Below are 23,614 nucleotides of genomic sequence, written 5' to 3' on the forward strand. Positions count from 1 at the left end.
CCGGCGAGTACGCGAGTACGCCGTCAGCGTGTCGTCATCGACGTGCCGGCGGCGTACGTGTGCTTCAGGAAGCGGAGCAGGGCCGTCGTGTCGAACTGGACGACCGTGACCCCGTCGTCCTTGTGGAGCTCGACGACCGTCTGGACCCGGCCGCAGGGCCAGACCCCGATGTCGCCGCGCCGGGTCGGGGCGCGCAGTCCGGTCTCCAGGAGGACGCGGGGGAACGACCACTCCTCGCCGGGGAAGGCGAAGCGCACGGTGGCGGGGGAGAAGTCGGGGTCGTAGCGGAGGGCCACGGGAACGGGGCGCGAGAGCGGGGCGTCGCTGATGATCCGGCCCTTGGCGCGGTCCTCGATTCCATGGGCGTCGGTGTCGCGGGCGTCTTCACGGTCATCCGGGGCGCGCATGGAAATGCTCCTCACAGCCGTCTCTTCTGCATGTATCCGTTTTGTACGTCTACATACTCAATGTCCCACTCTTTCCCTGGCGGTGCGCGGGTCATGCGTCAGAGGGCGCGGGTGTGGCCGGGGTCACGCGCGGCCGTGCGCCGCCGTTCTGTGCCCTGTGCGCTCTTGCAAGTTCTTTGCAGGAGCGCTCATCATTCAGGGCGTGCATGTACCTGACGGATTCATCAACGCCCCCGTATCGCTCGCCGCCGGAGTCGTCGCCGCCGGCGCCGTCGCCGTGAGCCTGCGCGGGGCACGGCGGGAACTCGGCGCCGCCGGAGGCCACGCGGACGACCGCACGGCCCCGCTCGCCGGACTCGTCGCCGCCTTCATCTTCGCCGTACAGATGCTGAACTTCCCGGTCGCCGCCGGGACCAGCGGACATCTGCTCGGCGGCGCGCTCGCCGCGATCCTCGTCGGGCCCTGGACCGGCGTCCTGTGCATAGCCGTCGTCCTGCTCATGCAGGGCATCCTCTTCGCCGACGGCGGCCTCACCGCCCTCGGCGTCAACATCACCGTCATGGGCATCGTCACCGTCGTCGTCGCCTACGGGCTCTTCCGCGGCCTCGTCCTGCTGCTGCCCCGCACCCGCGCCTCGGTGACCGCGGCCTCCTTCGTTGCCGCGCTCGTCTCCGTACCGGCGTCGGCCGCCGCCTTCACCCTGCTCTACGCGATCGGCGGCACCACCGACGTACCGGTGGGCAAGGTCCTCACGGCCATGATCGGCGTGCACGTCCTCATCGGCGTCGGCGAGGCCGTCATCACGATGCTGACCGTCGGCGCGGTGATCGCCGTCCGCCCCGACCTGGTGTACGGCGCCCGGGGCCTGACCGCGCCGCTCAAGCTCCGCGTCGACGGCGAACTGGTCGACGCCGCACCGACGGCCGCACCCGCCCCCGCGGGCTCCCCGAAGAAGCTGTGGATCGGCGGCGTCGTCACCGCCCTCGTCCTCGCCGGCTTCGTCTCCTTCTACGCCTCCGCCAGCCCCGACGGCCTGGAGAAGGTCGCCGCCGACAAGGGCATCGACAGCAAGGCCGAGGAGCACGCCGCCGCCGGTTCCCCGCTCGCCGACTACGGCGTCGAGGGCATCGACGCCGCCCGCCTCTCCGGCGGCCTCGCCGGAGTCATCGGCGTGGGCGCGACCCTCGCCGTCGGCACGGGCGCGTTCTGGCTGGTCCGCCGCCGCGGGCACGAGACCGGGGCGCGGGTCTGACATGGGAGCGGGCCACGCCCACAAGCTCTACCGGCACGCGCACTCACCGGTGCACGAGCTGCCCGCGCACACCAAGCTCGCCGCGGTCCTCGTCTTCGTCCTGGTCGTCGTCTCGACGCCCCGCGAGGCCGTCTGGGCCTTCGCCGGCTACGCCCTGCTCCTCGCGGCCGTGGCGGCGAGGGCCCGGATTCCGGCCGGCTTCCTGCTCAAGCGGCTCCTCATCGAGATACCGTTCGTCGCCTTCGCGCTGCTCATGCCGTTCGTCGTCCCCGGCGAGCGGACGGCCGTCCTCGGGGTGTCGCTCTCCGTCCCCGGCCTGTGGGGCGCCTGGAACGTCCTCGCCAAGGGCACCCTCGGCGTCGCCGCCTCCGTCCTCCTCGCCTCCACCACCGAACTGCGGGCCCTGCTCCTCGGCCTCCAGCGGCTGAGGCTGCCGTCCCTGCTCGTCCAGATCGCCTCGTTCATGATCCGGTACGGCGACGTCATCACCGACGAGATGCGCCGCATGTCCGTCGCCCGCCGCTCACGCGGCTTCGAGGCGCGGGGCGTACGGCACTGGGGCGTCCTCGCCAAGTCGGCGGGCGCGCTCTTCATCCGCTCGTACGAGCGCGGGGAGCGGGTCCACCTCGCCATGATCAGCCGGGGCTACACGGGCACCATGCCGGTCCTCGACGAGGTGACCGCCACCCGCGCGCAGTGGACGTACGCGGCGGCCCTCCCCCTCACCGCACTCCTGATCTGCCTCCTGGGATGGACCCTATGACCGCCGCCCCCTCCCTCGACGTACGCGGCCTCGCGTACGCGTACCCCGACGGCCACCAGGCACTGTTCGGCGTCGACCTCACCGTCGGACGCGGCGAACGGGTCGCCCTCCTCGGCCCCAACGGCGCCGGGAAGACCACCCTGGTCCTCCACCTCAACGGCATCCTCACCGCCGGCGCGGGCGGCGTCACCGTCGCCGGGCTGCCCGTCGGCAGGAAGCACATGGCGGAGATCCGCCGCAAGGTCGGCATCGTCTTCCAGGACCCCGACGACCAGCTGTTCATGCCGACCGTCCGCGAGGACGTCGCCTTCGGCCCGGCGGCGGCCGGACTGCGGGGCGCGGAGCTGGAAGCCGTCGTGCGGAAGGCCCTCGACCGGGTCGGCATGGCGGAGTACGCCGACCGGCCGCCGCACCACCTCTCCTTCGGGCAGCGCCGCCGGGTCGCCGTCGCGACCGTCCTCGCCATGGAACCCGAGATCCTCGTCCTCGACGAGCCGTCCTCCAACCTGGACCCGGCCTCGCGCCGCGAGCTCGCCGACATTCTCCGCTCCCTCGACGTCACCGTCCTGATGGTCACCCACGACCTGCCGTACGCCCTGGAGCTCTGCCCGCGCGCGGTGATCCTCAGCGAGGGCGTCATCGCCGCCGACGGACGGACCGGCGAGATCCTCGCCGACGAGGAGCTGATGGCCCGGCACCGCCTGGAGCTGCCGTTCGGCTTCGTGCCCGGCTCGGTGGTCTGACCCCGTCGCCCGACCCCGGAATCCGGCCCCCGCGACCCGCGTTGCACCATGGGAGCCGGTCGTACGCGTATGAGGAGAGTGGGTCGGGTGGACGTCCAGGGCACGGTGGCGGCGGGCTGGGAGCCGGTCAGGGACGCGTTCCTGCGCAACTTCGAGCAGCGCGGCGAGCGCGGGGCGGCCGTCGCCGTCCACCAGGACGGCGTCAAGGTCGTCGACCTGTGGGCGGGCAGCCGCGACGTGGACGGCACGGACCCGTGGACGGCGGACACCGCCCAGGTCGTCCGCTCCGCCACCAAGGGCGTCGCCGCCGCCGTACCCCTGCTGCTGCACCAGCGCGGCCTGCTCGACCTGGACGCCCCGGTCGGCGCGTACTGGCCCGAGTTCAAGGCGGCCGGCAAGGACCGGGTGACCGTACGGCAGCTCCTCGCGCACCGGGCGGGCGTCCCCGTCCTGGACCGCCCCCTCACCCTGGCGGAGGCGACCGACCTCGACACCGCCACGCGCGCGATCGCCGCCCAGGCCCCCGTCTGGGAACCCGGCACCGCACACGGCTACCACGCCCACACCTTCAGCTGGCTGCTCTCCGGCCTGGTCCACCGGGTCACCGACCGCACCATCGGCCGCTGGGTCGCCGACGAGATCACCGGCCCCCTCGGCCTCGACCTGTGGATCGGACTGCCCGAGGCGCAGGCCCACCGGGTCGGCAGGATCGGCCCCGTCGAGGAGATCGAACCGGCCGGAAGCGGCGCGCTCAGGCTCCGCCCCAAGCGGTCCGTCTCCGAGGCGTACCGGGACGCGGACTCCCTCACCCGGCGCGCCTTCGGGGTCATCGACCCCAAGCCCGACGAGAACGACCCGGTCTACCGGGCCGCCGAACTGCCCGGCTCGGCCGGGGTGGCGACCGCCCGCGCCCTCGCCGCCTTCTACGCCGCCACGCTCGGCGGGCTCTTCACCCCCGACACCCTCGCACGGGCGCGGACGGAGGAGTCCGCGGGTCCGGACAGGGTGCTGCTCGTCGGCACCCGCTTCGGCCTCGGCCACATGCTGCACGGCCCGGCCTCCCCGCTCCTCGGCCCGTCCTCCTTCGGCCACCCCGGCCGCGGCGGCTCCCTCGGCTTCGCCGACCCCGACTCCGGGACCGCCTTCGGGTACGTCACGAACGGCATGCGCAAGACGGTCACGGCGGACCCGCGCGCCCAGGCGCTCGTGCGGGCGGTGCGGTCGGTGACGACGCCCACCGGCGCGTAGGGTCGAGGCACCGGAGTCGTACCCAAGTCGCAGGAGGGGAAAGGCGCATGACCGCAGATCCGACCCACGAGACGCACGAGGCGCACGAGGTGCGGAACCCGCACGAGACGTACGAGAAGCTGCTCGCCCTCCTCGACGAGCACGGGGCCGCCTACCGGGTGATCGAGCACGCCCCCGAGGGCGCCACCGACGCGGTCAGCGCGCTGCGCGGCCACGCGCCCGCCCAGGCGGCCAAGTGCATCATCGCGATGGTGAAGATCGGCAAGAAGGAGAAGCGTTTCGCGCTCGTCGTCGTACCCGGCGACAAGCGGATCGACCTCGCGGCGGTGAAGGCGCTGTACGGCGGCACGTACGTCTCCTTCGCCTCCCCGGAGATCGCCGAGGACCTCGCGGGCTCCCCGAGCGGCACGATCCTGCCCTTCGCCTTCGACGAGCGCCTCGACCTGTTCGTCGACCCGGCCCTGCTCGAGAACGAGGAGTTCTACTTCAACGCGGCGCGCCTCGACCGCTCGATCGCCCTGTCCTCGAAGGACTACCGGTCGCTGACGGAGCCGCGCGTGGAGCGGGTGTCGACGGACTGACCCGGAGCGTCAGGCGACGGAGGGCGTCAGCGCGAGCACCATCCCGAGCGCGACGAGCACGGACCCGATGACCTTGTTGAGCACGGCCTGCTTCCGCAACAGCCGGGCCCGCAGGCCCTCCTGGGAGAACAGGACCGCGGCGAGCCCGAACCACACCAGGTGCGCGAACGACATGAAGAGCCCGTAGCCGACCTGCTGGAAGACGGGGGTGTCGGCGCTGACGACCTGCGTGTACGTGCTCAGGACGAAGAGCATCGTCTTGGGATTGAGCGCGTTCGTCAGGAACCCGGTGCGCAGCGCCCCCGCCTTCGACAGCCCGGCGCCGTCCGAAAGGTCCACGTCCACCCGCGACTTGGTGACGAAGGTCCTGTACCCGATGTACACCAGGTACGCGGCGCCGATCAGCTTCATCGCGGTGAACAGCATCGGCGAGCGGGACACGAGCAGGCCCACGCCCAGCATCGTGTACGTGACGTGGACGAGCACGCCGAGGGCGATCCCGACGGCCGCGAGGACGCCCGCCGTACGCCCGTACAGATAGCTGTTGCGGACGGTCATGGCGAAGTCCGCGCCGGGGCTGATGACAGCCAGAACGGTGATGACCGCTACGGCGATCAACTGAGCCATGTTCCCGATCCCCCACATCCACGCCCCGCGCCTCAGGGCACCCCGTGACGCTAGTCGATCGACGGACGGTCGCGCGAGGGCGAGGTGACGGAGTCGGGGCGGCCCTGGTACGTCGGGCCGGTACTCAGGACCATCGTGTCCGAGCCGCCGTTGCGTCCGACACGGGTGAAGCCGAGAGAGGTGTAAAGGCCCACGGCGGGGTTCCCGTCCTCGACGCTGAGGCTGAGCCGAGCGACCGGAGCCGGCCGCTCGACGGCGGTTCGGATCAGCGCCTCCATGAGCGCGCGCCCGTATCCGCGCCCACGATGGGCAGGCAGCACGCCGAGGCTCAGCTCGGGGACGTCCGGTGCGACGAAGCCGTACCCGGGCCTGTCCTCGGGCAGGCGGCGCGCCCAGGCCGCCCCGACCGGTTCGCCCGTGTCGGTCTCGGCGACCACTCCGAAGTCGTCCTCTCGGGGCCAGTCGGCGAGGTAGCGCGCGGCATACGGATCGGCGGCGAGCTGCTCGACGGTGAACCTCTGCTCGCCGTTCCAGTTGTACGCCTCCAGCAGGACGTTCCACAGGAGCTCGGCGTCGCGGGCGGTGGCGGGGCGGACCGGCATGGGGTGCCTTCGGGTCGGAAGCGAACCGGACGTCGGACCGGTCGAAGGTAATCCGGCGTCGCCTGTGGGAAAAAGGAGCTCGACGCCGATGGAACGTCGCTCTCCGCCTTTTCGGATGGCGGAGCCGTGGTGCGCCCTGGTGTGGTCGACGCGTTCGGTGCTGAGATCGGGCCATGGAACTCACCAGGCGATACGACGGATACGGAGTACTGGTCACGGGCGCGGCGCGCGGCATCGGAGCGGCCACCGCGCGGCGCCTCGCGGCGGAGGGCGCCAGGGTCCTGGTCACCGACATCGACGAGGCGGAGGCCGGGAACACGGCGGCGGACATCCCCGGCGCGCTGGCCCGGCACTGCGACGTGGCCGACCGGTCTTCGGTGGAGGCGGCGGTCGCGTACGCCGTGGAGGCCTTCGGCGGTCTCGACGTCCTCGTCAACAACGCCCTCGCGCCCGTCGCCCCCGACCGGGACCGCTTCGAGGACGAGCCCGACGAGGTCTGGACCGGCCAGCACGACGTCACCTTCCTGGGCGCCGTCCGCTGCTCCCGGGCGGCGCTGCCGCACCTGGCGGCGGCCGGCGGGCGCGGGGCGATCGTGACCATCGGCTCCGTCAACGCCGAGGCCGACTTCGGCGGCCACGCCTACAGCGCGGCGAAGGCGGCCCTGGCCTCCCTCACCCGCACCCTGGCGGGCGACGCGGCGCCGCGCGGGGTCCGCGTGAACCAGATCAACCCGGGCACGATCGCGACGACGGCATGGACGGGCCGCGAACAGGAACTCGCGGCCCTCGCCGACCGCGTCTACCCCCTGGGCCGCGTCGGCACCCCCGAGGACGTGGCCGCCGCCGTCGCCTTCCTCGCCTCCCGGGACGCGTCCTGGATCACGGGCACGGTCCTGCGGGTGGACGGCGGGCTGCTCGCGGTGAACACCCACTTCGCGGAGGTCCTGAACCCCTTCGAAGGGGACTGACCGACGGACCGACCGACGCGGCGGACGACGGGCGCGGGCCCGCCGTCCGGTGCCTGGCCCGCTCCCGGGTGACCGGTCACACCGGCTTCCGCCGTATCCGTACGGACTTCTTCCGCGCCTCGTGCGACGGGCCGGGAGGGACCGACACCGTGTGACCGGCGGCGCCGCCGGTTCAGCCGGCCGCCAGGATCTCCACGCCGCGCGCCGCGAGGTGTTCGACCACGGGGTCGCCGGGGTCGGCGTCGGTGATCAGTCCGCTGATCTCCTCCCAGGGCAGGACGCGGAACCGGGAGGCGGTGCCGATCTTCTCGGACGAGGCGAGGACGTAGGTGTCCGCGGCCCGTGTGGCCAGCGCGCGCTTCATCGCGGCTTCCTCGGCGTCTCCGGTGGTCAGCCCCGCCTCGGGGTGGACGCCGGTGACGCCGAGCAGGCAGAGGTCGGCCGAGACGTTCTGGGCGGCCTCGACCGCGGCCGCCCCGCAGGTCACCGCGGAGTGCTTGAAGACGCGGCCGCCGAGCAGGAAGACCTCGGCCCGCGGATGGTCGAGCAGCGCCGCCGCGACGGTCGGGCTGTGGGTGATCACGGTGCAGGCCAGGTCCGGCGGAAGGGCACGGGCCACGGCGAGGGCGGTGGTGCCGCCGTCCAGGATCAGTGCGCTGCCCGGCTGGACGAGGGAGGCCGCCGCGGTGGCGACCCTCCGTTTGCCCTCGGGGGTGACGGTCTGCCGGGCCGCGTAGTCGACGACGGCCGGGGAGGCGGGCAGCGCCCCGCCGTAGACCCGCTGGCAGAGTCCCTCGGCGGCGAGGTCGCGCAGGTCGCGCCGCACGCTGTCCTCGGAGATGCCCAGGTCCGCGGCGACGTCCTTGGCGACGATCTTGCCCTCGCGGGCGAGCAGATTCAGCAGGTGGTCGCGCCGTTCAGCGGCCAGCATTCGTATTCCTTCCAGATTTTGCACGTTTCTGCATGTACCGTAGCGCACCATGACCGACAAGCCGATGCTCATCCTCATCGCCGGGCCCTACCGCTCGGGTACCGACGGCGACCCGCGGGCCATGGCCGCGAACCTCGCCCGCCTCGAAGCGGCGGCGTGGCCGGTCTTCGCCACCGGTCACATCCCCATGATCGGCGAGTGGGTCGCCCTGCCCGTCCTGCGCTCGGCCGGTGCGGGACCCACCGACCCCCTCGCCGACCAGGTGCTCCACCCGACCGCCGACCGCCTGCTCGCCCACTGCGACGCCGTCCTCCGGCTCCCCGGGGACTCCGCCGGGGCCGACCAGGACGTCGCCACCGCCCGCCGCCGCGGCCTGCCCGTCTACCACCACGTGGACGAGATCCCGCGCCGCACCCCGCAGGAGACCGCGTGACCAGCCCGAGCCCGTCGAACCGCCCCGGCGCCGACATGCCCGACCACCCCGCCGCCGACGTCCCCGGCCGCCCCGGTGTCGACATCCCCGACCACCGCGGCCGCACCGGCCTCGACCGGGCCGGCCGTGACCTGGACCGCAACCCCGACGTCGTGGTCCGCGACGTGGAGCTCACGTCCCAGGGCTGGCACGTACTGCGCCGCACCACCTTCGACTACCGGCGCCGCGACGGACGCTGGGAGACCCAGCAGCGCGAGACCTACGACCGCGGCGACGGTGCGGTCGTCCTGCCGTACGACGCCGAGCGCGGACTGGTGCTGCTCACCCGCCAGTTCCGCTACCCCGCCTACGTCAACGGCCACCCGGACGGCATGCTCGTCGAAGCCGCCGCCGGGCTGCTCGACGACGACGACCCGCTCGACGCCGTCCGGCGCGAGGCCGCCGAGGAACTCGGCGTCACACTCGGCCCGCTCACCCACGTCCTCGACGCCTACATGAGTCCCGGCTCGGTCACCGAACGCCTGCACTTCTACGCCGCCCCCTACACACCGGCCGACCGGGACGGAAGCGGCGGCGGGCTGGAGGAAGAAGGCGAGGACATCGAAGTCCTGGAGCTGTCCTTCGCCGACGCCCTCGCCATGGTCCGCGACGGACACATCGCCGACGGCAAGACGATCCTGCTCCTCCAATGGGCCGCCCTGCACGGCCCCTTCGCCCCTGCGGCGGACACCGGCTGACCCCGCTCCGAGCAGAGGGGGACCGGGCGGCCGTGTCCGGGCCGGGTACGGCGGACGCCGCCGGAGGCGGATGCTCACTCGAACGAGAACGCCGCCGTGGCGGGCCCTGCCGGCCGCGCCCGTCACCCCGCGTGCAGCATCAGCCCGATGCCCACCACCATCAGGCCCGCCGCCGCGATTCTCGGGCCGCCGAAGCGCTCCTTGAAGAAGAGCGCGCCGATCGCCGCGCCCACGATGATCGAGGACTCGCGCAGGGCGGCGATCGGGGCCAGAGGGGCCTTCGTCTGGGCCCAGAGGACGAGGGCGTACGCGGCGACCGAGAGGGCCGCGCCCAGGAGGCCACGGGCCGCGTACGGGCGGAGCTGGGGGAGGAGGGCCGCGCGGCGGGTCCAGAGGGCGTACGCCGGGATCACCAGGCCCTCCAGGATCATCAGCCACGCGACGTACCCGAGCGGGGTGCCGGAGGCGCGGACGCCGACGCCGTCGACGACCGTGTAGAGCGCGATCGAGAGGCCCGTCGCGCCCGCCGCCAGGAGGGCCGGCCAGTGCGGGCGGTCGCCCTTCCCCCGGACGCCCCACAGGGCCAGGCCCGTCAGGCCCGCGCACGCCACCGCCACCCCGAGCAGCTGCCGGCCGTCCGGTATCTCGTCGAGGAGGACCGCCGCGAGGGCCGTCACGACCAGCGGGGCCGTACCGCGTGCGATCGGGTACATCTGCCCGAAGTCCCCGAGCGTGAACGAACGCATGAGGAGGGCGTAGTAGCCGACGTGGAGGAGCGCGGACGCGATCAGGTACGGCCACGCCCCCGCCGCCGGCAGCGGTACGAAGCAGGCCGTGACCAGGCCGATCGCCGCCCCGCCGCCGGAGATCAGCGTGAACGAGAGCAGTTGGTCCCTGATGTGGTGCGCGATGGCGTTCCAGCCGGCGTGGGTGACGGCCGCGACGAGGACCACGAGGGTCACGAGCGGCGTCACGCCGAGGGCTCGCGAACGTTCACCGGGTGTCCCCGGCCGGCTCGCGGACGTCCACCAGGGTTCCGCCCGCGTGCGCCACCAGCGACTTCGGGTCCATCGCGAAGACCGTGTGCGGGGTGCCCGCCGCCGCCCACACCACGTCGTGGTCGAGGATGCCCCGGTCGGCGAGGACCCGGGTCCGCGTCCGGTGCCCGAAGGGCGGGACGCCGCCGATCGCGTACCCGGTGGCCTCCCGGACCGCCTTCGCGTCGGCCCGGGTCACCTTCCCCGCGCCCAGCTCCTGCCGTACCCGCTCCACGTCCACCCGCGACGCGCCGTCCATCAGGACCAGGACCGGCACCCCGTCGGCGGCGAAGATCAGCGACTTCACGATCTCGGCGACCTCGCAGCCGATGGCCCCGGCGGCCTGCTGGGCGGTGCGGGTCTCGTCCGGGAAGCGGCGGATCTCGACGGCGAGGCCCAACTCCTTGAGGGCGGCGGCGAACTGAGGGTGCGCGGGGGAGATGTCGTCTGAGGTCATGGCCCGCACGGTAGCGGTGGCTGTACGGGCCATGCGACCGGGTTCCGGCCCCGGGCACCCCGTACCCCGGGTGCGTCATCCCGGCCCCGTACCCCGGGTGCGTTACCCCGGCCCCGTACCCCGGGTGCGTCACCCCGGCCCCCGTACCCCGGGTGCGTCACCCCGGCCCCGTGCCCCAGGTGCGTCAGCCCGCCTTCAGGACCTTCGCGACCACCTTGCCCGCCGAGTCGCCGCCGTGGCCGCCCTCCTCGACGACCGCCGCCGCCGCGAGGTCGCCCGAGTAGCCGGTGAACCAACTGTTCGACGTGGACTGGCCGTCGACCTCGGCGGAGCCGGTCTTGGCGCCCTTCGGGGAGGGAACGCCGGCCATCGCCTCGGCCGCGGTGCCGTTCCCCGTCGTCGCCGCCCTCATCATCTTGCGCAGCCCCGTGGCGACCTCGCCGGAGAGCGGTTCGGCCGTGGCGAACTCCCGGCCGTCGAGGCTCTTCGCCACCAGGTACGGCTGGAGGAAGCCGCCGTTCTTCGCGGTCGCGGAGAGCGAGGCGACGTTGAGGGCGCTCATCGTGATCCTGCCCTGGCCGATGTACGAGGCGGGAGTCTCGCTCCCGGCCGACTCGGGGACGCTGCCGTCCGCCGCCGGGACACCCACCTGCCAGACCTGACCGATGCCGAAGGAGTCGCGGGCGGTCGCGCCGAGGGCGGTGTCCGCGATGTTCTTGTCGCTGAGGGGGCTGATCGCCTTGATGAAGGCGGTGTTGCAGGACCGGCTGAACGCCTCGGTGAGGGTGCCGTCGGTGATGCTGAACTTGTCGAGGTTCTGGAAGGTGCTGCTCCGCGAGATGACGTCGGACGGACACTCCACCTTGGTGTCGGGCGTCGCCAGACCGTTCTGCATCATCATCGTCGCGGTCACGATCTTCATCGTCGAGCCGGGGGCCTGCTTGCCCAGGAACGCCGTGTTGAAGCCGGCCGCCGGGCTGTTGGCGACCGCCCGTATCGCGCCCGTCGACGGCTCGATCGCCGCCACCGCCGCCTTCCCGTACCCCTTGACCGCCTTCTCGGCCGCCGCCTGGACGTCCGGGTCGATGGTGGTCTTCAGGGTGCCCGGCTTCCCCTTCCGCAGGACCAGGACGGAGGTGTTGGGAACGGCCTCGCTGCCCGAGACGATCCACGTCTCGATCCCGGCCGTGCCACCCGTCTTCGCCCCGTACCGGGTGCGCAGTTCGGCGATGATCGGCGCGAGCGAGGGGTACTCCTCCACCGACAGCTCGTCGCCGTTCCGGTCGACGGCCTTGATGCTGTCGCTCATCGCCTCGACCGTGCGCAGCGTGGCGTTGTTGGTGAGCAGCTTCGGGTGGAGCACGGACGGCGCCCACTTCACCAGCGGCCGGCCGGTGGACTTCCCCCGCACCACGGTCAGTTCGGAGGCGTACGACCAGGGCTTCGACACGCCGTCGTACGTCACGGTCGCCTTCACCGTGAACGGCACCTTCGTCCCGACGGCCGCCCCCGGCGTGATGACGGCCTCCGAGACCCTCGCGCCCTCCCGGTAGGCCGCCACGGCGGGCACCGCCGTGACCGGGTCGTTCGTCAGCTGCCCGGCCTTCTCCGGCTCACCGGCCGCCCAGGCCGCCAGGAACTCCCGCGAGGCCGTCTCGACCTCCTCGGCGGTGACGGGCCCCGTCTTCGGTGCGGCCTCGGACCGGGTCCCCACGGACGACGTGTCGCCGCCCGTGATCCCGTTCCACAGGTTGTAGCCGCCGTACCCGACCCCGCCCGCCACTACGGCGAACACGCTCCCCACTATCGCGACCTTGGCTCCACTGCGCATGACTGCGGTCCCCTCCCCAGGTGGCCGTCCAGTCAAGCAGTGCCCTCTCGGTGTGTCGAGCAACTATCGGCACATCCGTCACGTGGGCAACGGGGTTCCGTGCGGAACGGTCAGGCGGAGACCGGCACGGGGCCGGAACCGTCGAAGGGCGGATAGTTCACGTCGCTCACCCGCTCCGCCGCGTCGATGTAGCCGGTGAGGGCGTCGCGCGACCGGGCCAGCCGCTCCATCTGGTCGTCGATGCGCCGCAGCCGCGACCGCATCGCGGCCAGCAGCTCGGGGCAGCCGAGCAGCTCCGGGGTCTCCCCGACCGCGCAGGGCAGCAGATACGCGATGTCCTCGGAGGACAGCCCGGCGTCGAGCAGGTGCCGGATCTGCCGCACCCGCAGCACGGCGTCCTCGTCGTACTCGCGGTACCCGTTGCCGCCGCGCCCGGCCTCCAGCAATCCCTGGGCCTCGTAGTAGCGCAACTGATGCGTGTGGACACCCGTCCGGCGGCTCAGCTCCCCGATCCGCATCGAAGTCCCCCTTGACCTTCATACCGGTATCAACGTTCACGATGCTGCCATGACCGACGACAACACCACCGACACCCCTACTCCCGTGACCGTCCTGGGACTTGGCCTGATGGGCCAGGCGCTCGCCGGCGCCTTCCTGAAGGCCGGACACCCCACGACCGTCTGGAACCGCACGGCCGCCAAGGCCGACCGCCTGGTCGCCGAGGGCGCCCGGCTCGCCCCGACGGCCGCCGACGCGATCCGCGCCGGCGCCCTGACGGTCGTCTGCGTCACCGACTACCGGGCCGTGCGCGAACTGCTCGGTGCGAGCGACGTCGAACTGGCCGGCACGACACTCGTCAACCTGACCTCCGGCGACTCCGCACAGGCCAGGGAGACCGCCCGCTGGGCGCAGGAACGCGGCGCCCGCTACCTGGACGGCGCCGTCATGGCCGTACCGCCGGTGATCGGGACCGCAGAGGCGGTGATCCTGCACAGCGGACCGCGGTCCGTCTTCGAGGAGTACGAGCCCGTGCTCGGCGCGCTCGGCACCGTCACCCACCTCGGCGAGGACCACGGGCTCGCGTCCCTGTACGACGTGGCCGGCCTCGCCATGATGTGGAGCGTCCTGAACGCCTGGCTCCAGGGCACCGCCCTGCTCGGGACGGCCGGCGTCGACGCCGCGACGTACGCGCCGTTCGCCCGGCGGATCGCCGCCGGGGTCGCCGCATGGCTGCCGGGGTACGCCGAGCAGATCGACCGCGGCTCCTACCCGGCGGAGGTGTCGGCCCTGGACACCGACGCCCGGGCGATGGCGCACCTGATCGAGGAGAGCGAGGCGGCCGGCGTCAACGCGGAACTGCCGAAGCTGTTCAAGGCGATGGCCGACCGCGCGATCGCCGCCGGGCACGGCGGGGAGCAGTACCCGGTGCTCATCGAGGAGTTCGGCAAGCCCGCCGAGGCGTGACCTGACCGGGCGTGACGTGACCTGACCCGGTCCGACCTGGCCCGGTCCGCCCTGACCGGCCGATACGCGGAAATCGCCTCGCCGCGCCGCCGGGGCCGATGGCAGGGTGCCCCGCATGGCCTCTCCGTACCCGATCCGTGCCGACTACGACGCCCGCACGATCGTGGTCTACCAGGCGTACCCGCCCGCCATCGCCGACGCGGCCCTGCGGGCGGGCCGCTTCGTGGCGCCGTTCTCCTTCCACCGGATGACGTGGATCAAGCCGTCGTTCCCGTGGCTGGTGCACCGCGGCAACTGGGCCCGCGAACCCGGCCAGGAACGCGTGCTCGCGGTGCGGATCACCCGGGAGGGCTGGGAGGAGGCGCTGTCCAGGGCCGTCCTCACGACCGCGGATCCGGCGGCCGTGGCCCAGGCGGCCGTCCACGTCCAGTGGGACCCGGAACGCTCACCGCGCGGAGCCGCGCTGAACCACTACAGCATCCAGGTCGGCATCGGCCGTCACCTGATCCGGACGTTCGCCGACGACTGGACCGTCGGGCTCACCGACCTCACCCCACAGGTCCGCAAGGCCGCCGAACTGATCCGTACGGGGCACGCCGACAAGGCCCGGCGCCTGCTCCCTCCGGAGCGCGCCTACCCGCTGACCCCGGCCTGGGAGCACCTCCGCCCTCCCGGCGGATGACGACCGGCGGGAGCGGGGAGCGGGGAGCGGGGAGCGGGGCCGGGGCGCTCCCGCCCCGCCCCGGCCCCCCGCCGTCACACCCAGGTGTCCAGCCACATCCGGCCGCGCCACTGGTCCAGCGGGATCGGCGTGCCCGTGTAGATCGGCCAGAAGTAGATGAAGTTCCAGACGATCAGCAGGACCACACACCCCGCCGCCACCGCGCCGAACGTGCGGCGCCGTTCCGACGAGCCCGCCGGGCCGATGACCGCGCCCAGCATCATGGCCACCGCCAGGCACAGGAAGGGCACGAAGACGACCGCGTAGAAGAGGAAGATCGTGCGTTCCTGGTAGAGGAACCAGGGGACCCAGCCGGCCGCGATGCCGCAGGCGATCGCGCCCGCGCGCCAGTCGCGGCGGAACGCCCAGCGCCACAGGACGTACAGGATCGCGAAGCAGGCGGCCCACCACAGGAGCGGGGTGCCGAGGGCCAGGATCTCCTGGGCGCACTTCTCCTTCGTGGTGGCCGGGCAGCCGGCCGTGCCGGGGGCCGGGGACTCGTAGAAGTACGAGACCGGGCGGCCGAGGACGATCCACGACCACGGGTTCGACTCGTAGGTGTGCGGCGAGGTCAGGCCGACGTGGAAGTTGTAGACCTCGTACTCGTAGTGCCACAGGCTGCGCCACCACTCCGGCAGCCAGCTCCACGTCCCGCCGCCGTCGAGCTTGTCCTGCTTGGCGGCCCAGTCGCGGAAGTAGCCCTTGTCCGAGACGAGCCAGCCCGTCCAGGTCGCCAGGTACGTGCCGATCGCCACCGGCACCACCGACACGAACGCCGGGACCAGGTCCTTCTTCAGCACCGCGAGGTGCGGGCGGACGGCGCCCGCCGTGCGCCGGCCGCCGACGTCCCACAGGACCGTCATCAGGCCGAACGCGGCCATGACGTACAGACCGTTCCACTTCGTCGCCGCCGCGAGCCCCAGCATCACGCCGGCCGCGATCCGCCACGGCCGCCATCCCAGGCGTACGGACTCCGCGATCTCCGCGTCGGGCCGAAGCACCCCCTCCTCGTCCTCCGGGAGCGCGCCCGCGAGCCGTTTCCGGACCCGGTCGCGGTCCAGGACCAGGCAGCCGAACGCGGCGAGCACGAAGAACATCAGCACCTGGTCGAGCAGCGCCGTGCGGCTCATCACGAAGTGCAGTCCGTCGACGGCGAGCAGCAGACCCGCCAGACAGCCCAGGAACGTCGAACGGAACAGCCGCCGGCCGATCCGGCACAGCATCAGGACGGACAGCGTGCCGAGCAGCGCCACCATGAAGCGCCAGCCGAACGGCTCGAAGCCGAACATCTTCTCGCCGAGGCCGATGACCCACTTGCCCATCGGGGGATGGACCACGTACCCCGGGTCGGTCGGTACGAGGACCGAACCCGGGTCCGTGAGGATCTTCTTGTCGATGTCCTTCGGCCACGCCCCCTCGTACCCCTGGTTGATCAGGGCCCAGGAGTCCTTGGCGTAGTACGTCTCGTCGAATATCACCGCGTGCGGCTTGCCCAGGTTCCAGAACCTCAGCAGGCCCGCGACCGCCGTGACCAGGAGCGGGCCGCCCCAGGCCGCCAGCCGCCACAGCCGCTCCGCGCCGCCGGGGCCGAGGCCGAGGAGCGACATGACGCGCTCGGAGGGACGGGTGTACGCGGGGACGAGCCGCTCGCGCAGCCCGATGGGTGCGGTGCTTCCGGCGGGCGGCGCGTAGCCGAAACGTCGGAGCCGCTGTTGCCACGAAGAGGGCTCTGCCACGGCGTGCCGGCCCTCCAGGGTCTCGGGTGCGGTACTGGTCACCGCGCCATCGTAGGGAACGCGCCTGTGCGCGTCGCCCGTCCGGGCTGGGAGGATGGCCCCTGTGACAGGAACGCTGGTACTCGCAGGGACCCCCATCGGTGACATCGGGGACGCTCCGCCCCGACTCGCCGCCGAGCTGGAGAGCGCGGACATCGTGGCCGCCGAGGACACCCGGAGGCTGCGGGGTCTGACCCGGGCGCTGGGCATCCACACCACGGGACGGGTCGTCTCGTACTTCGAGGGGAACGAGTCCGCCCGTACGCCGGAGCTGGTCGAGGCCCTGGCCGGCGGCGCCCGGGTGCTGCTCGTGACCGACGCGGGCATGCCGTCCGTCTCGGACCCCGGCTACCGGCTCGTCGCCGCCGCGGTCGAGCAGGACATCAAGGTGACGGCCGTCCCCGGCCCGTCGGCCGTGCTCACCGCGCTCGCCCTCTCCGGGCTGCCCGTGGACCGCTTCTGCTTCGAGGGCTTCCTGCCGAGGAAGGCGGGGGAGCGGCTCGGGCGGCTGCGCGAGGTGGCCGACGAGCGTCGGACCCTCGTCTACTTCGAGGCCCCGCACCGGCTCGACGACACGCTCGCCGCGATGGCCGAGGTCTTCGGCGCCGAGCGCCGGGCCGCCGTCTGCCGCGAACTGACGAAGACGTACGAGGAGGTCAAGCGCGGCCCGCTGGCCGAGCTCGCGGTCTGGGCGGCCGAGGGCGTACGGGGCGAGATCACCGTCGTCGTCGAGGGCGCCCCGGAGACCGGACCGGCCGAGCTCGACGCCGAAGAGCTGGTCCGCAGGGTGCGGGTGCGCGAGGAGGCGGGCGAGCGGCGCAAGGAGGCGATCGCGGCGGTCGCCGCCGACGCGGGGCTGCCCAAGCGGGAGGTGTTCGACGCCGTCGTGGCGGCGAAGACCGCGTCCGGGCAGGGGAAGGGCGCGTCCGGACCGGCGTAGGGCGGGGCTGAGCGGGGAAAGGGCGGGGGCCGGACCGGCGGCACCCATCCTCTACGGCTCCGGACAGCACAGGGCGTCCTGCGCTGATTTACGCTGAAAAGTAAAGCCGAACCCGGCGCCGGGACATTTTTCCTTGGGCGCTCGGCAAGGGGAGAGCCATGGAGAGCCAAAAGCCTCCCATGGTTCGGTCCCCGCTGATGCGCTCCGGCCCGAAAAGGCGTCCACTGATCAGTGGAGAGGAGCTGGCATGAGCGAGATCACCGGCACCGGCATATCCGTCGCCCATGAGGCGTACGCCTTCGCCTGCATGCGCTGTGGATACGGCTGGGAGCAGGAGTACGACATCGAGCACCACGTCGACGCCGCCGGTCATGAATTCGTCGTCTACAAGGCCGGAGGCGAGCGGGTCCCGTCCCCGCTCTCCAGCCCCACCTGCATGAACTGCGGCGGCCACGTCGTCCGCATCATGCGCGCGGGGCAGGTGTCGTCGGTGCTCGACCTGATCGCGGCGACGGAGAAGCACCAGCACGGGGCGAGGGCGACCAAGCCCGTCTCACCGTCCGGGCCCATCGGACAGGAACTCACCGAAGACCCCTCCAGGCCCGCCGGGGCCGCAGGAACAGCCGGGACCGCCAGGCCCGCAGGGTCCGCCGGGTCCACCAGGTCCACCGGACAAGAACGCCCCGACGGCACCCCCGGGAGCGCCCCCGAGAGCCCGCCGGTGCCGCACCACTGGCACCTGTCGGACCTCCTGCATCCCTTCCGGCGCCACCAGTGACCGGCGGCGGGCGCCCCGGGTAGCCCCGCACGGGCACTCATGGCCCTCGTACGATCGGGGGCATGAGTGCCAAGGACACCCCGCCGCCGCTGCCCGAACCCCTTCTCGTGGAGGTCGCGGACTCGCACACCCACCTGGACCTGCAGTCCGGGACCGTCGAGGAGGCCCTCGTCAAGGCCGCCGCCGTCGGGGTGACCACCGTCGTGCAGGTCGGCTGCGACGTGAAGGGCTCCCAGTGGGCCGCGGAGACCGCCGCCGCCCACGAGCACGTCCACGCGGCCGTCGCCCTGCACCCCAACGAGGCCCCCCGGATCGTCCTCGGCGACCCCGACGGCTGGTCCCGGCAGGGCGCCCGCGAGGGCGGCGGTGACGCGGCCCTCGACGACGCCCTCACCGAGATCGACCGGCTGGCCGCCCTCCCGTACGTCCGCGGCGTCGGCGAGACCGGCCTCGACTTCTTCCGTACGGGCCCCGAGGGCATCGCCGCGCAGGAGCGTTCCTTCCGCGCCCACATCGAGATCGCCAAGCGCCACGGCAAGGCGCTCGTCATCCACGACCGCGAGGCCCACGCCGACGTGCTGCGCGTCCTCGACGAGGAGGGCGCCCCCGAGCGGACCGTCTTCCACTGCTACTCCGGCGACGCCGCCATGGCCGAGATCTGCGCCGCCAAGGGCTACTACATGTCCTTCGCGGGCAACGTCACCTTCAAGAACGCCCAGCACCTGCGGGACGCGCTCGCCGTCGCCCCGCTGGAACTCGTCCTCGTCGAGACGGACGCCCCCTTCCTCACCCCGGCGCCCTACCGCGGCCGCCCGAACGCGCCCTACCTGATCCCGGTCACCCTCCGGGCGATGGCGGAGGTGCGGGGCATCGGGGAGGAGGAGATGGCCGGGGCGATCGCCGTGAACACGGCCCGCGCCTTCGATTACTGATCAATAACGGTTACGTGTCGTAGTCGGGTCGTTCCGCAGTGTGGCCGTGGGCGGGGCTAGGGTCCCGGCCTCGTGAGCACTTCCCAGGGCAGTCACCGAGCCGGACGGCGGGGCGCGACGGCCACCCTGCCCCTCCACGAGCAGCCGACACAGGCCGCGCCGCTCGTCATTCCCCCGGTCGGCCCCGGGCCCGGCGCGGGAGGCGGAACCCCCGCCGCCCCCGGCACCGTCCCCGGACAGGGACAGGGACAGGGACAGGGCTCCCGCGCCGGTTCCCGGCGCGCCGCCCGCCGCCGCAAGGCCCCCAGGGGCGGCGCCGAGAGCCTGCGGCGGCTCGTCCCACAGGCCCTCGTCGTCGCCTTCCTCGCCGGCGGCACCAGCGCCTTCGTCGCCGACGACAAGGCGGTCCGGCTCTCCGTCGACGGCGAGCCGCGCACCCTCCACACCTTCGCCGACGACGTCCACGAGCTCCTCGCCGACGAAGGTCTCGTCGTCGGCGACCACGACATCGTCGCGCCCGCCCCCACCGAGGCCCTGACCAGCGGCGACGAGATCGTCGTCCGCTACGGCCGCCCCGTCTCCCTCACCCTCGACGGCCGGCGCCGCCAGGTGTGGACGACCGCCCGCACCGTCGAGGGCGCGCTGCGCCAGCTCGGGGTCCGCGCCGAGGGCGCGTACCTCTCGGTCTCCCGTGGCGCCCCCATCTCCCGGCAGGGCCTCGCCCTCGACGTCCGCACCGAGCGGGCGGTCACCTTCCTCGCCGACGGACGCGAGCGGACCGTCCGCACGAACGCCGCCACCGTCCGCGAGGCCCTCGCCGAGGCCGGCATCACCCTCTCCGGCCAGGACACCGTCTCCGTCCCCGCCGACTCCTTCCCCCGCGACGGCCAGACCGTCACCGTGCTGCGGATCACCGCCTCCCGGCAGGTACGGGAGGAGGTGATCCCGTACGCCGTCGAGCGGACCCGCGACCCCGAGCTGTTCACCGGCACCGAGGTCGTCGAACGGCAGGGCGTCCAGGGCGTCCGCCGCGTCACCTACGGCCTGCGCACCGTCAACGGCGTCCGGCAGAAGCCCCGCAGGATCGCCGAGGAGATCGTCCGCGAACCGGTCAGCCGCACGGTGCGGGTCGGCACCCGGCCGATGCCCACCTCCGTCGCCGGCGCCGACGGCCTCGACTGGGGCGCGCTCGCCGCCTGCGAGTCCGGCGGCCGCCCGAACGCCGTCGACCCCTCGGGGACGTACGGCGGGCTCTACCAGTTCGACCCCGGCACCTGGCGCTCCCTCGGCGGCAGCGGCACCGCCCAGAACGCGCCCGCCGCCGAGCAGACCTTCCGCGCCAAGAAGCTCTACATGCAGCGGGGGGCGAGCCCGTGGCCCCACTGCGGCAGGCGGCTGCACGGGTGAGACGGGGTGAGTCGTAGGGCTGCCCCACCCGTGCCCCGTAGGCTGTACCGGTGAGCACCACCACCGGCCCCGAAAGCCCCGACGCCCTCCTCGGCCCCGCCGACATCCGTGAACTGGCCGCCGCCCTCGGCGTGCGCCCCACGAAGCAGAAGGGCCAGAACTTCGTCATCGACGCCAACACCGTCCGGCGGATCGTCCGCACGGCCGAGGTGCGCCCCGACGACGTGGTCGTGGAGGTGGGGCCGGGCCTCGGCTCCCTCACCCTGGCCCTCCTGGAGGCCGCGGACCGGGTGACGGCCGTCGAGATCGACGACGTCCTCGCCGCCGCGCTGCCCGCCACGATCGCCGCCCGCATGCCCGCGCGCGCCGACCGCTTCGCGCTCGTGCACTCCGACGCGATGCACGTCCAGGAACTGCCGGGCCCGGCGCCGACCGCGCTCGTCGCCAACCTGCCGTACAACGTGGCCGTGCCGGTGCTCCTCCACATGCTGGAGCGGTTCCCGAGCATCGAGCGGACCCTCGTCATGGTCCAGGCCGAGGTCGCCGACCGGCTGGCCGCCAAGCCCGGGAACAAGGTCTACGGCGTGCCGTCGGTCAAGGCCAACTGGTACGCGGAGGTCAAGCGCGCCGGGTCCATCGGCCGCAACGTCTTCTGGCCCGCGCCGAACGTCGACTCCGGCCTCGTCGCCCTGTTCCGCCGCACCGAGCCGATCGCGACCACCGCCACCCGGCAGGAGGTCTTCGCGGTCGTCGACGCGGCCTTCGCGCAGCGCCGCAAGACGCTCCGCGCCGCCCTCGCCACGTGGGCGGGCTCGCCCGCGGCGGCGGAGGAGGCCCTGGTGAAGGCCGGGATCTCGCCGCAGGCGCGCGGCGAGGCGCTGACGGTGGAGGAGTTCGCGAGGATCGCGGAGGCGAAGGCGTGACCACCCCCGGCGGCGTCACCGTCCGCGTCCCGGCCAAGGTCAACGTCCAGCTCGCGGTCGGCGCGGCCCGCCCCGACGGCTTCCACGACCTGGCCAACGTCTTCCTCGCGGTGTCGCTGTACGACGAGGTGACCGCCACCCCCGCCGCCGGGCTGACCGTCACCTGCGAGGGTCCGGACGCCGACAAGGTGCCGCTCGACCGCACCAACCTGGCCGCGCGGGCCGCCGAGCTGCTCGCCGCCCGGCACGGCATCTCCCCGGACGTGCACCTGCACATCGCCAAGGACATCCCGGTGGCCGGCGGCATGGCGGGCGGCAGCGCGGACGGCGCCGGCGCGCTGCTCGCCTGCGACGCCCTGTGGGGCCTGGACTCGACCCGGGACGAACTCCTGGAGATCTGCGCGGAACTCGGCTCCGACGTGCCGTTCAGCCTGGTCGGCGGGGCGGCGCTCGGCACGGGCCGCGGTGAGAAGCTGACGGAGCTGCCGGTCGGCGGGAGCTTCCACTGGGTGTTCGCCGTCGCCGACGGCGGACTGTCGACGCCGACGGTGTTCGCCGAGTTCGACCGCCTGGCCGAGGGCGCCGAGGTCCCCGAGCCGACCGCGTCCCCGGCCCTCCTGGACGCCCTGCGCACCGGCGACCCGACCGCCCTCGCGGGCACCCTCACGAACGACCTCCAGCCGGCGGCGCTCTCCCTGCGCCCGTCGCTGGCGGCGACCCTGACGGCGGGCACGGAGGCGGGCGCCCTCGCGGCCCTGGTCTCCGGCTCGGGCCCGACGACCGCCTTCCTGGTGAAGGACGCGGAGTCCGCGGAGGCGGTCGCCGCCGCCCTGATCGCCTCGGGCACCTGCCGCACGGCGCGGGTGGCGACCTCGCCGGCGCCGGGCGCCAGGGTTCTCTAGAGCTTGTTCTTGGAGATCCGGGCCAGGAGCAGGTTCGGGTCCGGGTCCAGTGTGTTGAAGAAGGCCGCGCTGTTCACGTAGACCGCCTTGGCGCGCACCGCCACGGAGGTCGGGTTGTCGAGGCCGTCCGCGCGGGTGAGCACGGTCTTGTGGCTGCCGTCGGGGCGTACGAGCGCCAGCTCGTTGACCTGGTTCAGCGCGGCGAGGACCGTGTCGCCGTGCCCGGTGAAGGCGAAGTCGTCGATGGACGTGAGCCCGGTCGCCCGGGTCTCGACCGGGCCGGCCGCGTGGTCGGGACCGGGGCCGATCGGGATGCGCAGCAGGGTCGCGCGGCCGGTGTTGGACACCCAGACGGCACCGTGGCGGACCTTGAGGCCGTTGGCGCCGAAGGGGATCTGCGCGGTGGGTTCGAGCGCGGCTCCGGTGGCCCAGACCGTGGGCGTGCCGCCGGTCACCGGGAGGCTCCACACCCTGCCGAGCCGCGAGTCGGCGGTGTAGAGGGTGCCGCACTCCTCGTCGAGGGCGAGCCCGTTGGGGAAGGAGTCCGCCGGGAAGAACCCGATCTGCTCCGGCTCGCCGCCGCCGGGCGCGATGCGCCAGATGCCGGTCTCCTCCGTACCGGTGACGTAGGCGACGTACAGGGTGCCGTCGTGGGCGCGGGCGATGCCCAGCGCGACGGCCCCGCCGACGGGCGTCTGCGCGTCCGGCACCTCGGGGAGGGTGGCGAGGATCGTCGTGTCGCCCTCCTTGGTGACGCGGGCGACCTGATGGGCGAAGGCGAAGGTGATGACGGCGGAGCCGTCGGGTTCGAGGGCGATGTTCTCCGGGTTCTGCCCGGCGGCGAAGTCGAAGTGGGCGACGACACGGGGGTCGGTCACGGTCGGATCACCGGCCGACGCGGGTCCGGCCGCGAGCACGGCGAGGGCGGCGGTGGCGGTGGCGACGGCGGCGAGGCGTGGGTGTCTCGTCATGGGGGCTCTCCTTCGAGGCGGCTTGGGGGCGGTGGCCCGAGGAGAACATGACGGATCGTCAGTGGTGGGGTCCGGCAGCCGTGGCCGCCGGGTCGCCCGCCTGGCCGACGGCATGGGGCCGGTTGGCACTGCGCCCGGGGGTCCGGGAGGCGGGTGGGTCGGCACCGCGCCGGGGGTACGGAGG

General features: G+C 73.2%; 26 protein-coding genes. 16 read left to right on the forward strand and 10 right to left on the reverse strand.

Annotated features, from left to right (window positions below):
* Nucleotides 1-23: 23 nt before the first annotated feature.
* Nucleotides 24-407, reverse strand: coding sequence for an SsgA family sporulation/cell division regulator (locus ACFWUY_RS04980; RefSeq protein ID WP_384102067.1), 384 nt, complete (start codon nucleotides 405-407; stop codon nucleotides 24-26).
* A 202-nt stretch (nucleotides 408-609) separates the two neighbouring features.
* Between ACFWUY_RS04980 and ACFWUY_RS04985 the strand changes: the two genes are divergently transcribed.
* From ACFWUY_RS04985 to ACFWUY_RS05005, 5 genes are all read left to right on the forward strand, one after another.
* Complete coding sequence (locus ACFWUY_RS04985; protein WP_384102069.1) at nucleotides 610-1,659, forward strand: energy-coupling factor ABC transporter permease; 1,050 nt, start codon at nucleotides 610-612, stop codon at nucleotides 1,657-1,659.
* Nucleotide 1,660: 1 nt separating this feature from the next.
* On the forward strand, nucleotides 1,661-2,422 hold the full coding sequence (gene cbiQ / locus ACFWUY_RS04990) for a cobalt ECF transporter T component CbiQ (protein WP_384102071.1): 762 nt from the start codon (nucleotides 1,661-1,663) through the stop codon (nucleotides 2,420-2,422).
* Nucleotides 2,410-3,165: an energy-coupling factor ABC transporter ATP-binding protein gene (locus ACFWUY_RS04995; RefSeq protein ID WP_384102073.1), complete on the forward strand. Its 756-nt coding sequence runs from the start codon at nucleotides 2,410-2,412 to the stop codon at nucleotides 3,163-3,165. Before cbiQ ends, ACFWUY_RS04995 begins: the two co-directional genes overlap by 13 nt.
* Nucleotides 3,166-3,234: 69 nt before the next feature.
* Nucleotides 3,235-4,413 (forward strand): serine hydrolase domain-containing protein, encoded by a 1,179-nt coding sequence (locus tag ACFWUY_RS05000; RefSeq protein ID WP_384102075.1) that lies wholly within the window; start codon nucleotides 3,235-3,237, stop codon nucleotides 4,411-4,413.
* Between the two features lie 47 nt (nucleotides 4,414-4,460).
* Nucleotides 4,461-4,994, forward strand: coding sequence for a YbaK/EbsC family protein (locus tag ACFWUY_RS05005; RefSeq protein ID WP_384102077.1), 534 nt, complete (start codon nucleotides 4,461-4,463; stop codon nucleotides 4,992-4,994).
* Nucleotides 4,995-5,003: 9 nt separating this feature from the next.
* Here ACFWUY_RS05005 and ACFWUY_RS05010 read toward each other — a convergent pair whose 3' ends face one another.
* Together ACFWUY_RS05010 and ACFWUY_RS05015 are read right to left on the reverse strand one after the other, a co-directional pair.
* Nucleotides 5,004-5,621 carry a LysE family translocator gene (locus tag ACFWUY_RS05010; protein ID WP_384102079.1) on the reverse strand — a complete coding sequence of 206 codons (618 nt, stop codon included), beginning with the start codon at nucleotides 5,619-5,621 and terminating at the stop codon, nucleotides 5,004-5,006.
* Between the two features lie 50 nt (nucleotides 5,622-5,671).
* Nucleotides 5,672-6,223 carry a GNAT family N-acetyltransferase gene (locus ACFWUY_RS05015; protein ID WP_384102081.1) on the reverse strand — a complete coding sequence of 184 codons (552 nt, stop codon included), beginning with the start codon at nucleotides 6,221-6,223 and terminating at the stop codon, nucleotides 5,672-5,674.
* A gap of 173 nt (nucleotides 6,224-6,396) precedes the next feature.
* On the opposite strand from ACFWUY_RS05015, the gene ACFWUY_RS05020 reads away from it, so the two are divergent.
* On the forward strand, nucleotides 6,397-7,191 hold the full coding sequence (locus ACFWUY_RS05020; RefSeq protein WP_384102083.1) for an SDR family NAD(P)-dependent oxidoreductase: 795 nt from the start codon (nucleotides 6,397-6,399) through the stop codon (nucleotides 7,189-7,191).
* 172 nt (nucleotides 7,192-7,363) lie between these two features.
* Here the strand turns inward: ACFWUY_RS05020 and ACFWUY_RS05025 are convergent, their stop codons facing one another.
* The gene (locus ACFWUY_RS05025) at nucleotides 7,364-8,122 is read right to left on the reverse strand and encodes a DeoR/GlpR family DNA-binding transcription regulator (RefSeq protein WP_384102085.1); all 759 of its coding nucleotides are present in this window, start codon (nucleotides 8,120-8,122) and stop codon (nucleotides 7,364-7,366) included.
* 49 nt (nucleotides 8,123-8,171) lie between these two features.
* Here ACFWUY_RS05025 and ACFWUY_RS05030 point away from each other — a divergent pair, with 49 nt between their 5' ends.
* Entirely contained in the window at nucleotides 8,172-8,555 is a 384-nt protein-coding gene (locus ACFWUY_RS05030) for a DUF4406 domain-containing protein (RefSeq protein ID WP_384102087.1), read from the forward strand.
* Nucleotides 8,556-8,590: 35 nt separating this feature from the next.
* The gene (locus ACFWUY_RS05035) at nucleotides 8,591-9,292 is read left to right on the forward strand and encodes an NUDIX domain-containing protein (protein ID WP_384102398.1); all 702 of its coding nucleotides are present in this window, start codon (nucleotides 8,591-8,593) and stop codon (nucleotides 9,290-9,292) included.
* A 122-nt stretch (nucleotides 9,293-9,414) separates the two neighbouring features.
* Here the strand turns inward: ACFWUY_RS05035 and ACFWUY_RS05040 are convergent, their stop codons facing one another.
* The 4 genes from ACFWUY_RS05040 to ACFWUY_RS05055 form a co-directional block, all read right to left on the reverse strand.
* The gene (locus tag ACFWUY_RS05040; RefSeq protein ID WP_384102089.1) at nucleotides 9,415-10,266 is read right to left on the reverse strand and encodes an EamA family transporter; all 852 of its coding nucleotides are present in this window, start codon (nucleotides 10,264-10,266) and stop codon (nucleotides 9,415-9,417) included.
* Nucleotides 10,267-10,285: 19 nt separating this feature from the next.
* Complete coding sequence (locus ACFWUY_RS05045; protein ID WP_384102091.1) at nucleotides 10,286-10,786, reverse strand: YbaK/EbsC family protein; 501 nt, start codon at nucleotides 10,784-10,786, stop codon at nucleotides 10,286-10,288.
* A 184-nt stretch (nucleotides 10,787-10,970) separates the two neighbouring features.
* The gene (locus tag ACFWUY_RS05050; RefSeq protein WP_384102093.1) at nucleotides 10,971-12,617 is read right to left on the reverse strand and encodes a penicillin-binding transpeptidase domain-containing protein; all 1,647 of its coding nucleotides are present in this window, start codon (nucleotides 12,615-12,617) and stop codon (nucleotides 10,971-10,973) included.
* 110 nt (nucleotides 12,618-12,727) lie between these two features.
* The gene (locus tag ACFWUY_RS05055; RefSeq protein ID WP_384102095.1) at nucleotides 12,728-13,135 is read right to left on the reverse strand and encodes a MerR family transcriptional regulator; all 408 of its coding nucleotides are present in this window, start codon (nucleotides 13,133-13,135) and stop codon (nucleotides 12,728-12,730) included.
* Nucleotides 13,136-13,184: 49 nt separating this feature from the next.
* Between ACFWUY_RS05055 and ACFWUY_RS05060 the strand changes: the two genes are divergently transcribed.
* Together ACFWUY_RS05060 and ACFWUY_RS05065 are read left to right on the forward strand one after the other, a co-directional pair.
* Nucleotides 13,185-14,081: an NAD(P)-dependent oxidoreductase gene (locus tag ACFWUY_RS05060; protein WP_384102097.1), complete on the forward strand. Its 897-nt coding sequence runs from the start codon at nucleotides 13,185-13,187 to the stop codon at nucleotides 14,079-14,081.
* Between the two features lie 115 nt (nucleotides 14,082-14,196).
* Nucleotides 14,197-14,763: a DUF4291 domain-containing protein gene (locus tag ACFWUY_RS05065; protein WP_384102099.1), complete on the forward strand. Its 567-nt coding sequence runs from the start codon at nucleotides 14,197-14,199 to the stop codon at nucleotides 14,761-14,763.
* A gap of 74 nt (nucleotides 14,764-14,837) precedes the next feature.
* Here ACFWUY_RS05065 and ACFWUY_RS05070 read toward each other — a convergent pair whose 3' ends face one another.
* Nucleotides 14,838-16,580: a dolichyl-phosphate-mannose--protein mannosyltransferase gene (locus ACFWUY_RS05070; RefSeq protein ID WP_384102101.1), complete on the reverse strand. Its 1,743-nt coding sequence runs from the start codon at nucleotides 16,578-16,580 to the stop codon at nucleotides 14,838-14,840.
* A gap of 61 nt (nucleotides 16,581-16,641) precedes the next feature.
* Here ACFWUY_RS05070 and rsmI point away from each other — a divergent pair, with 61 nt between their 5' ends.
* The 6 genes from rsmI to ACFWUY_RS05100 all read left to right on the forward strand — a co-directional run bounded on the left by rsmI (nucleotide 16,642) and on the right by ACFWUY_RS05100 (nucleotide 22,459).
* Entirely contained in the window at nucleotides 16,642-17,517 is an 876-nt protein-coding gene (rsmI, locus tag ACFWUY_RS05075) for a 16S rRNA (cytidine(1402)-2'-O)-methyltransferase (protein WP_384102103.1), read from the forward strand.
* 247 nt (nucleotides 17,518-17,764) lie between these two features.
* On the forward strand, nucleotides 17,765-18,295 hold the full coding sequence (locus ACFWUY_RS05080) for a hypothetical protein (protein WP_384102105.1): 531 nt from the start codon (nucleotides 17,765-17,767) through the stop codon (nucleotides 18,293-18,295).
* A gap of 62 nt (nucleotides 18,296-18,357) precedes the next feature.
* Nucleotides 18,358-19,227, forward strand: a complete 870-nt coding sequence (locus tag ACFWUY_RS05085; RefSeq protein ID WP_384102107.1) for a TatD family hydrolase — start codon at nucleotides 18,358-18,360, stop codon at nucleotides 19,225-19,227.
* Nucleotides 19,228-19,299: 72 nt separating this feature from the next.
* On the forward strand, nucleotides 19,300-20,634 hold the full coding sequence (locus ACFWUY_RS05090) for a ubiquitin-like domain-containing protein (protein ID WP_384102109.1): 1,335 nt from the start codon (nucleotides 19,300-19,302) through the stop codon (nucleotides 20,632-20,634).
* 50 nt (nucleotides 20,635-20,684) lie between these two features.
* Complete coding sequence (gene rsmA / locus ACFWUY_RS05095; protein WP_384102113.1) at nucleotides 20,685-21,557, forward strand: 16S rRNA (adenine(1518)-N(6)/adenine(1519)-N(6))-dimethyltransferase RsmA; 873 nt, start codon at nucleotides 20,685-20,687, stop codon at nucleotides 21,555-21,557.
* Nucleotides 21,554-22,459: a 4-(cytidine 5'-diphospho)-2-C-methyl-D-erythritol kinase gene (locus ACFWUY_RS05100; protein WP_384102115.1), complete on the forward strand. Its 906-nt coding sequence runs from the start codon at nucleotides 21,554-21,556 to the stop codon at nucleotides 22,457-22,459. Before rsmA ends, ACFWUY_RS05100 begins: the two co-directional genes overlap by 4 nt.
* On the opposite strand, the gene ACFWUY_RS05105 is transcribed toward ACFWUY_RS05100, so the two are convergent.
* Nucleotides 22,456-23,430, reverse strand: coding sequence for a hypothetical protein (locus ACFWUY_RS05105; RefSeq protein WP_384102117.1), 975 nt, complete (start codon nucleotides 23,428-23,430; stop codon nucleotides 22,456-22,458). The two genes, ACFWUY_RS05100 and ACFWUY_RS05105, sit on opposite strands and share 4 nt — an antisense overlap.
* Nucleotides 23,431-23,614 lie beyond the last annotated feature (184 nt).

It is taken from the genome of Streptomyces sp. NPDC058664 (assembly GCF_042716635.1).
Classification (GTDB): domain Bacteria; phylum Actinomycetota; class Actinomycetes; order Streptomycetales; family Streptomycetaceae; genus Streptomyces.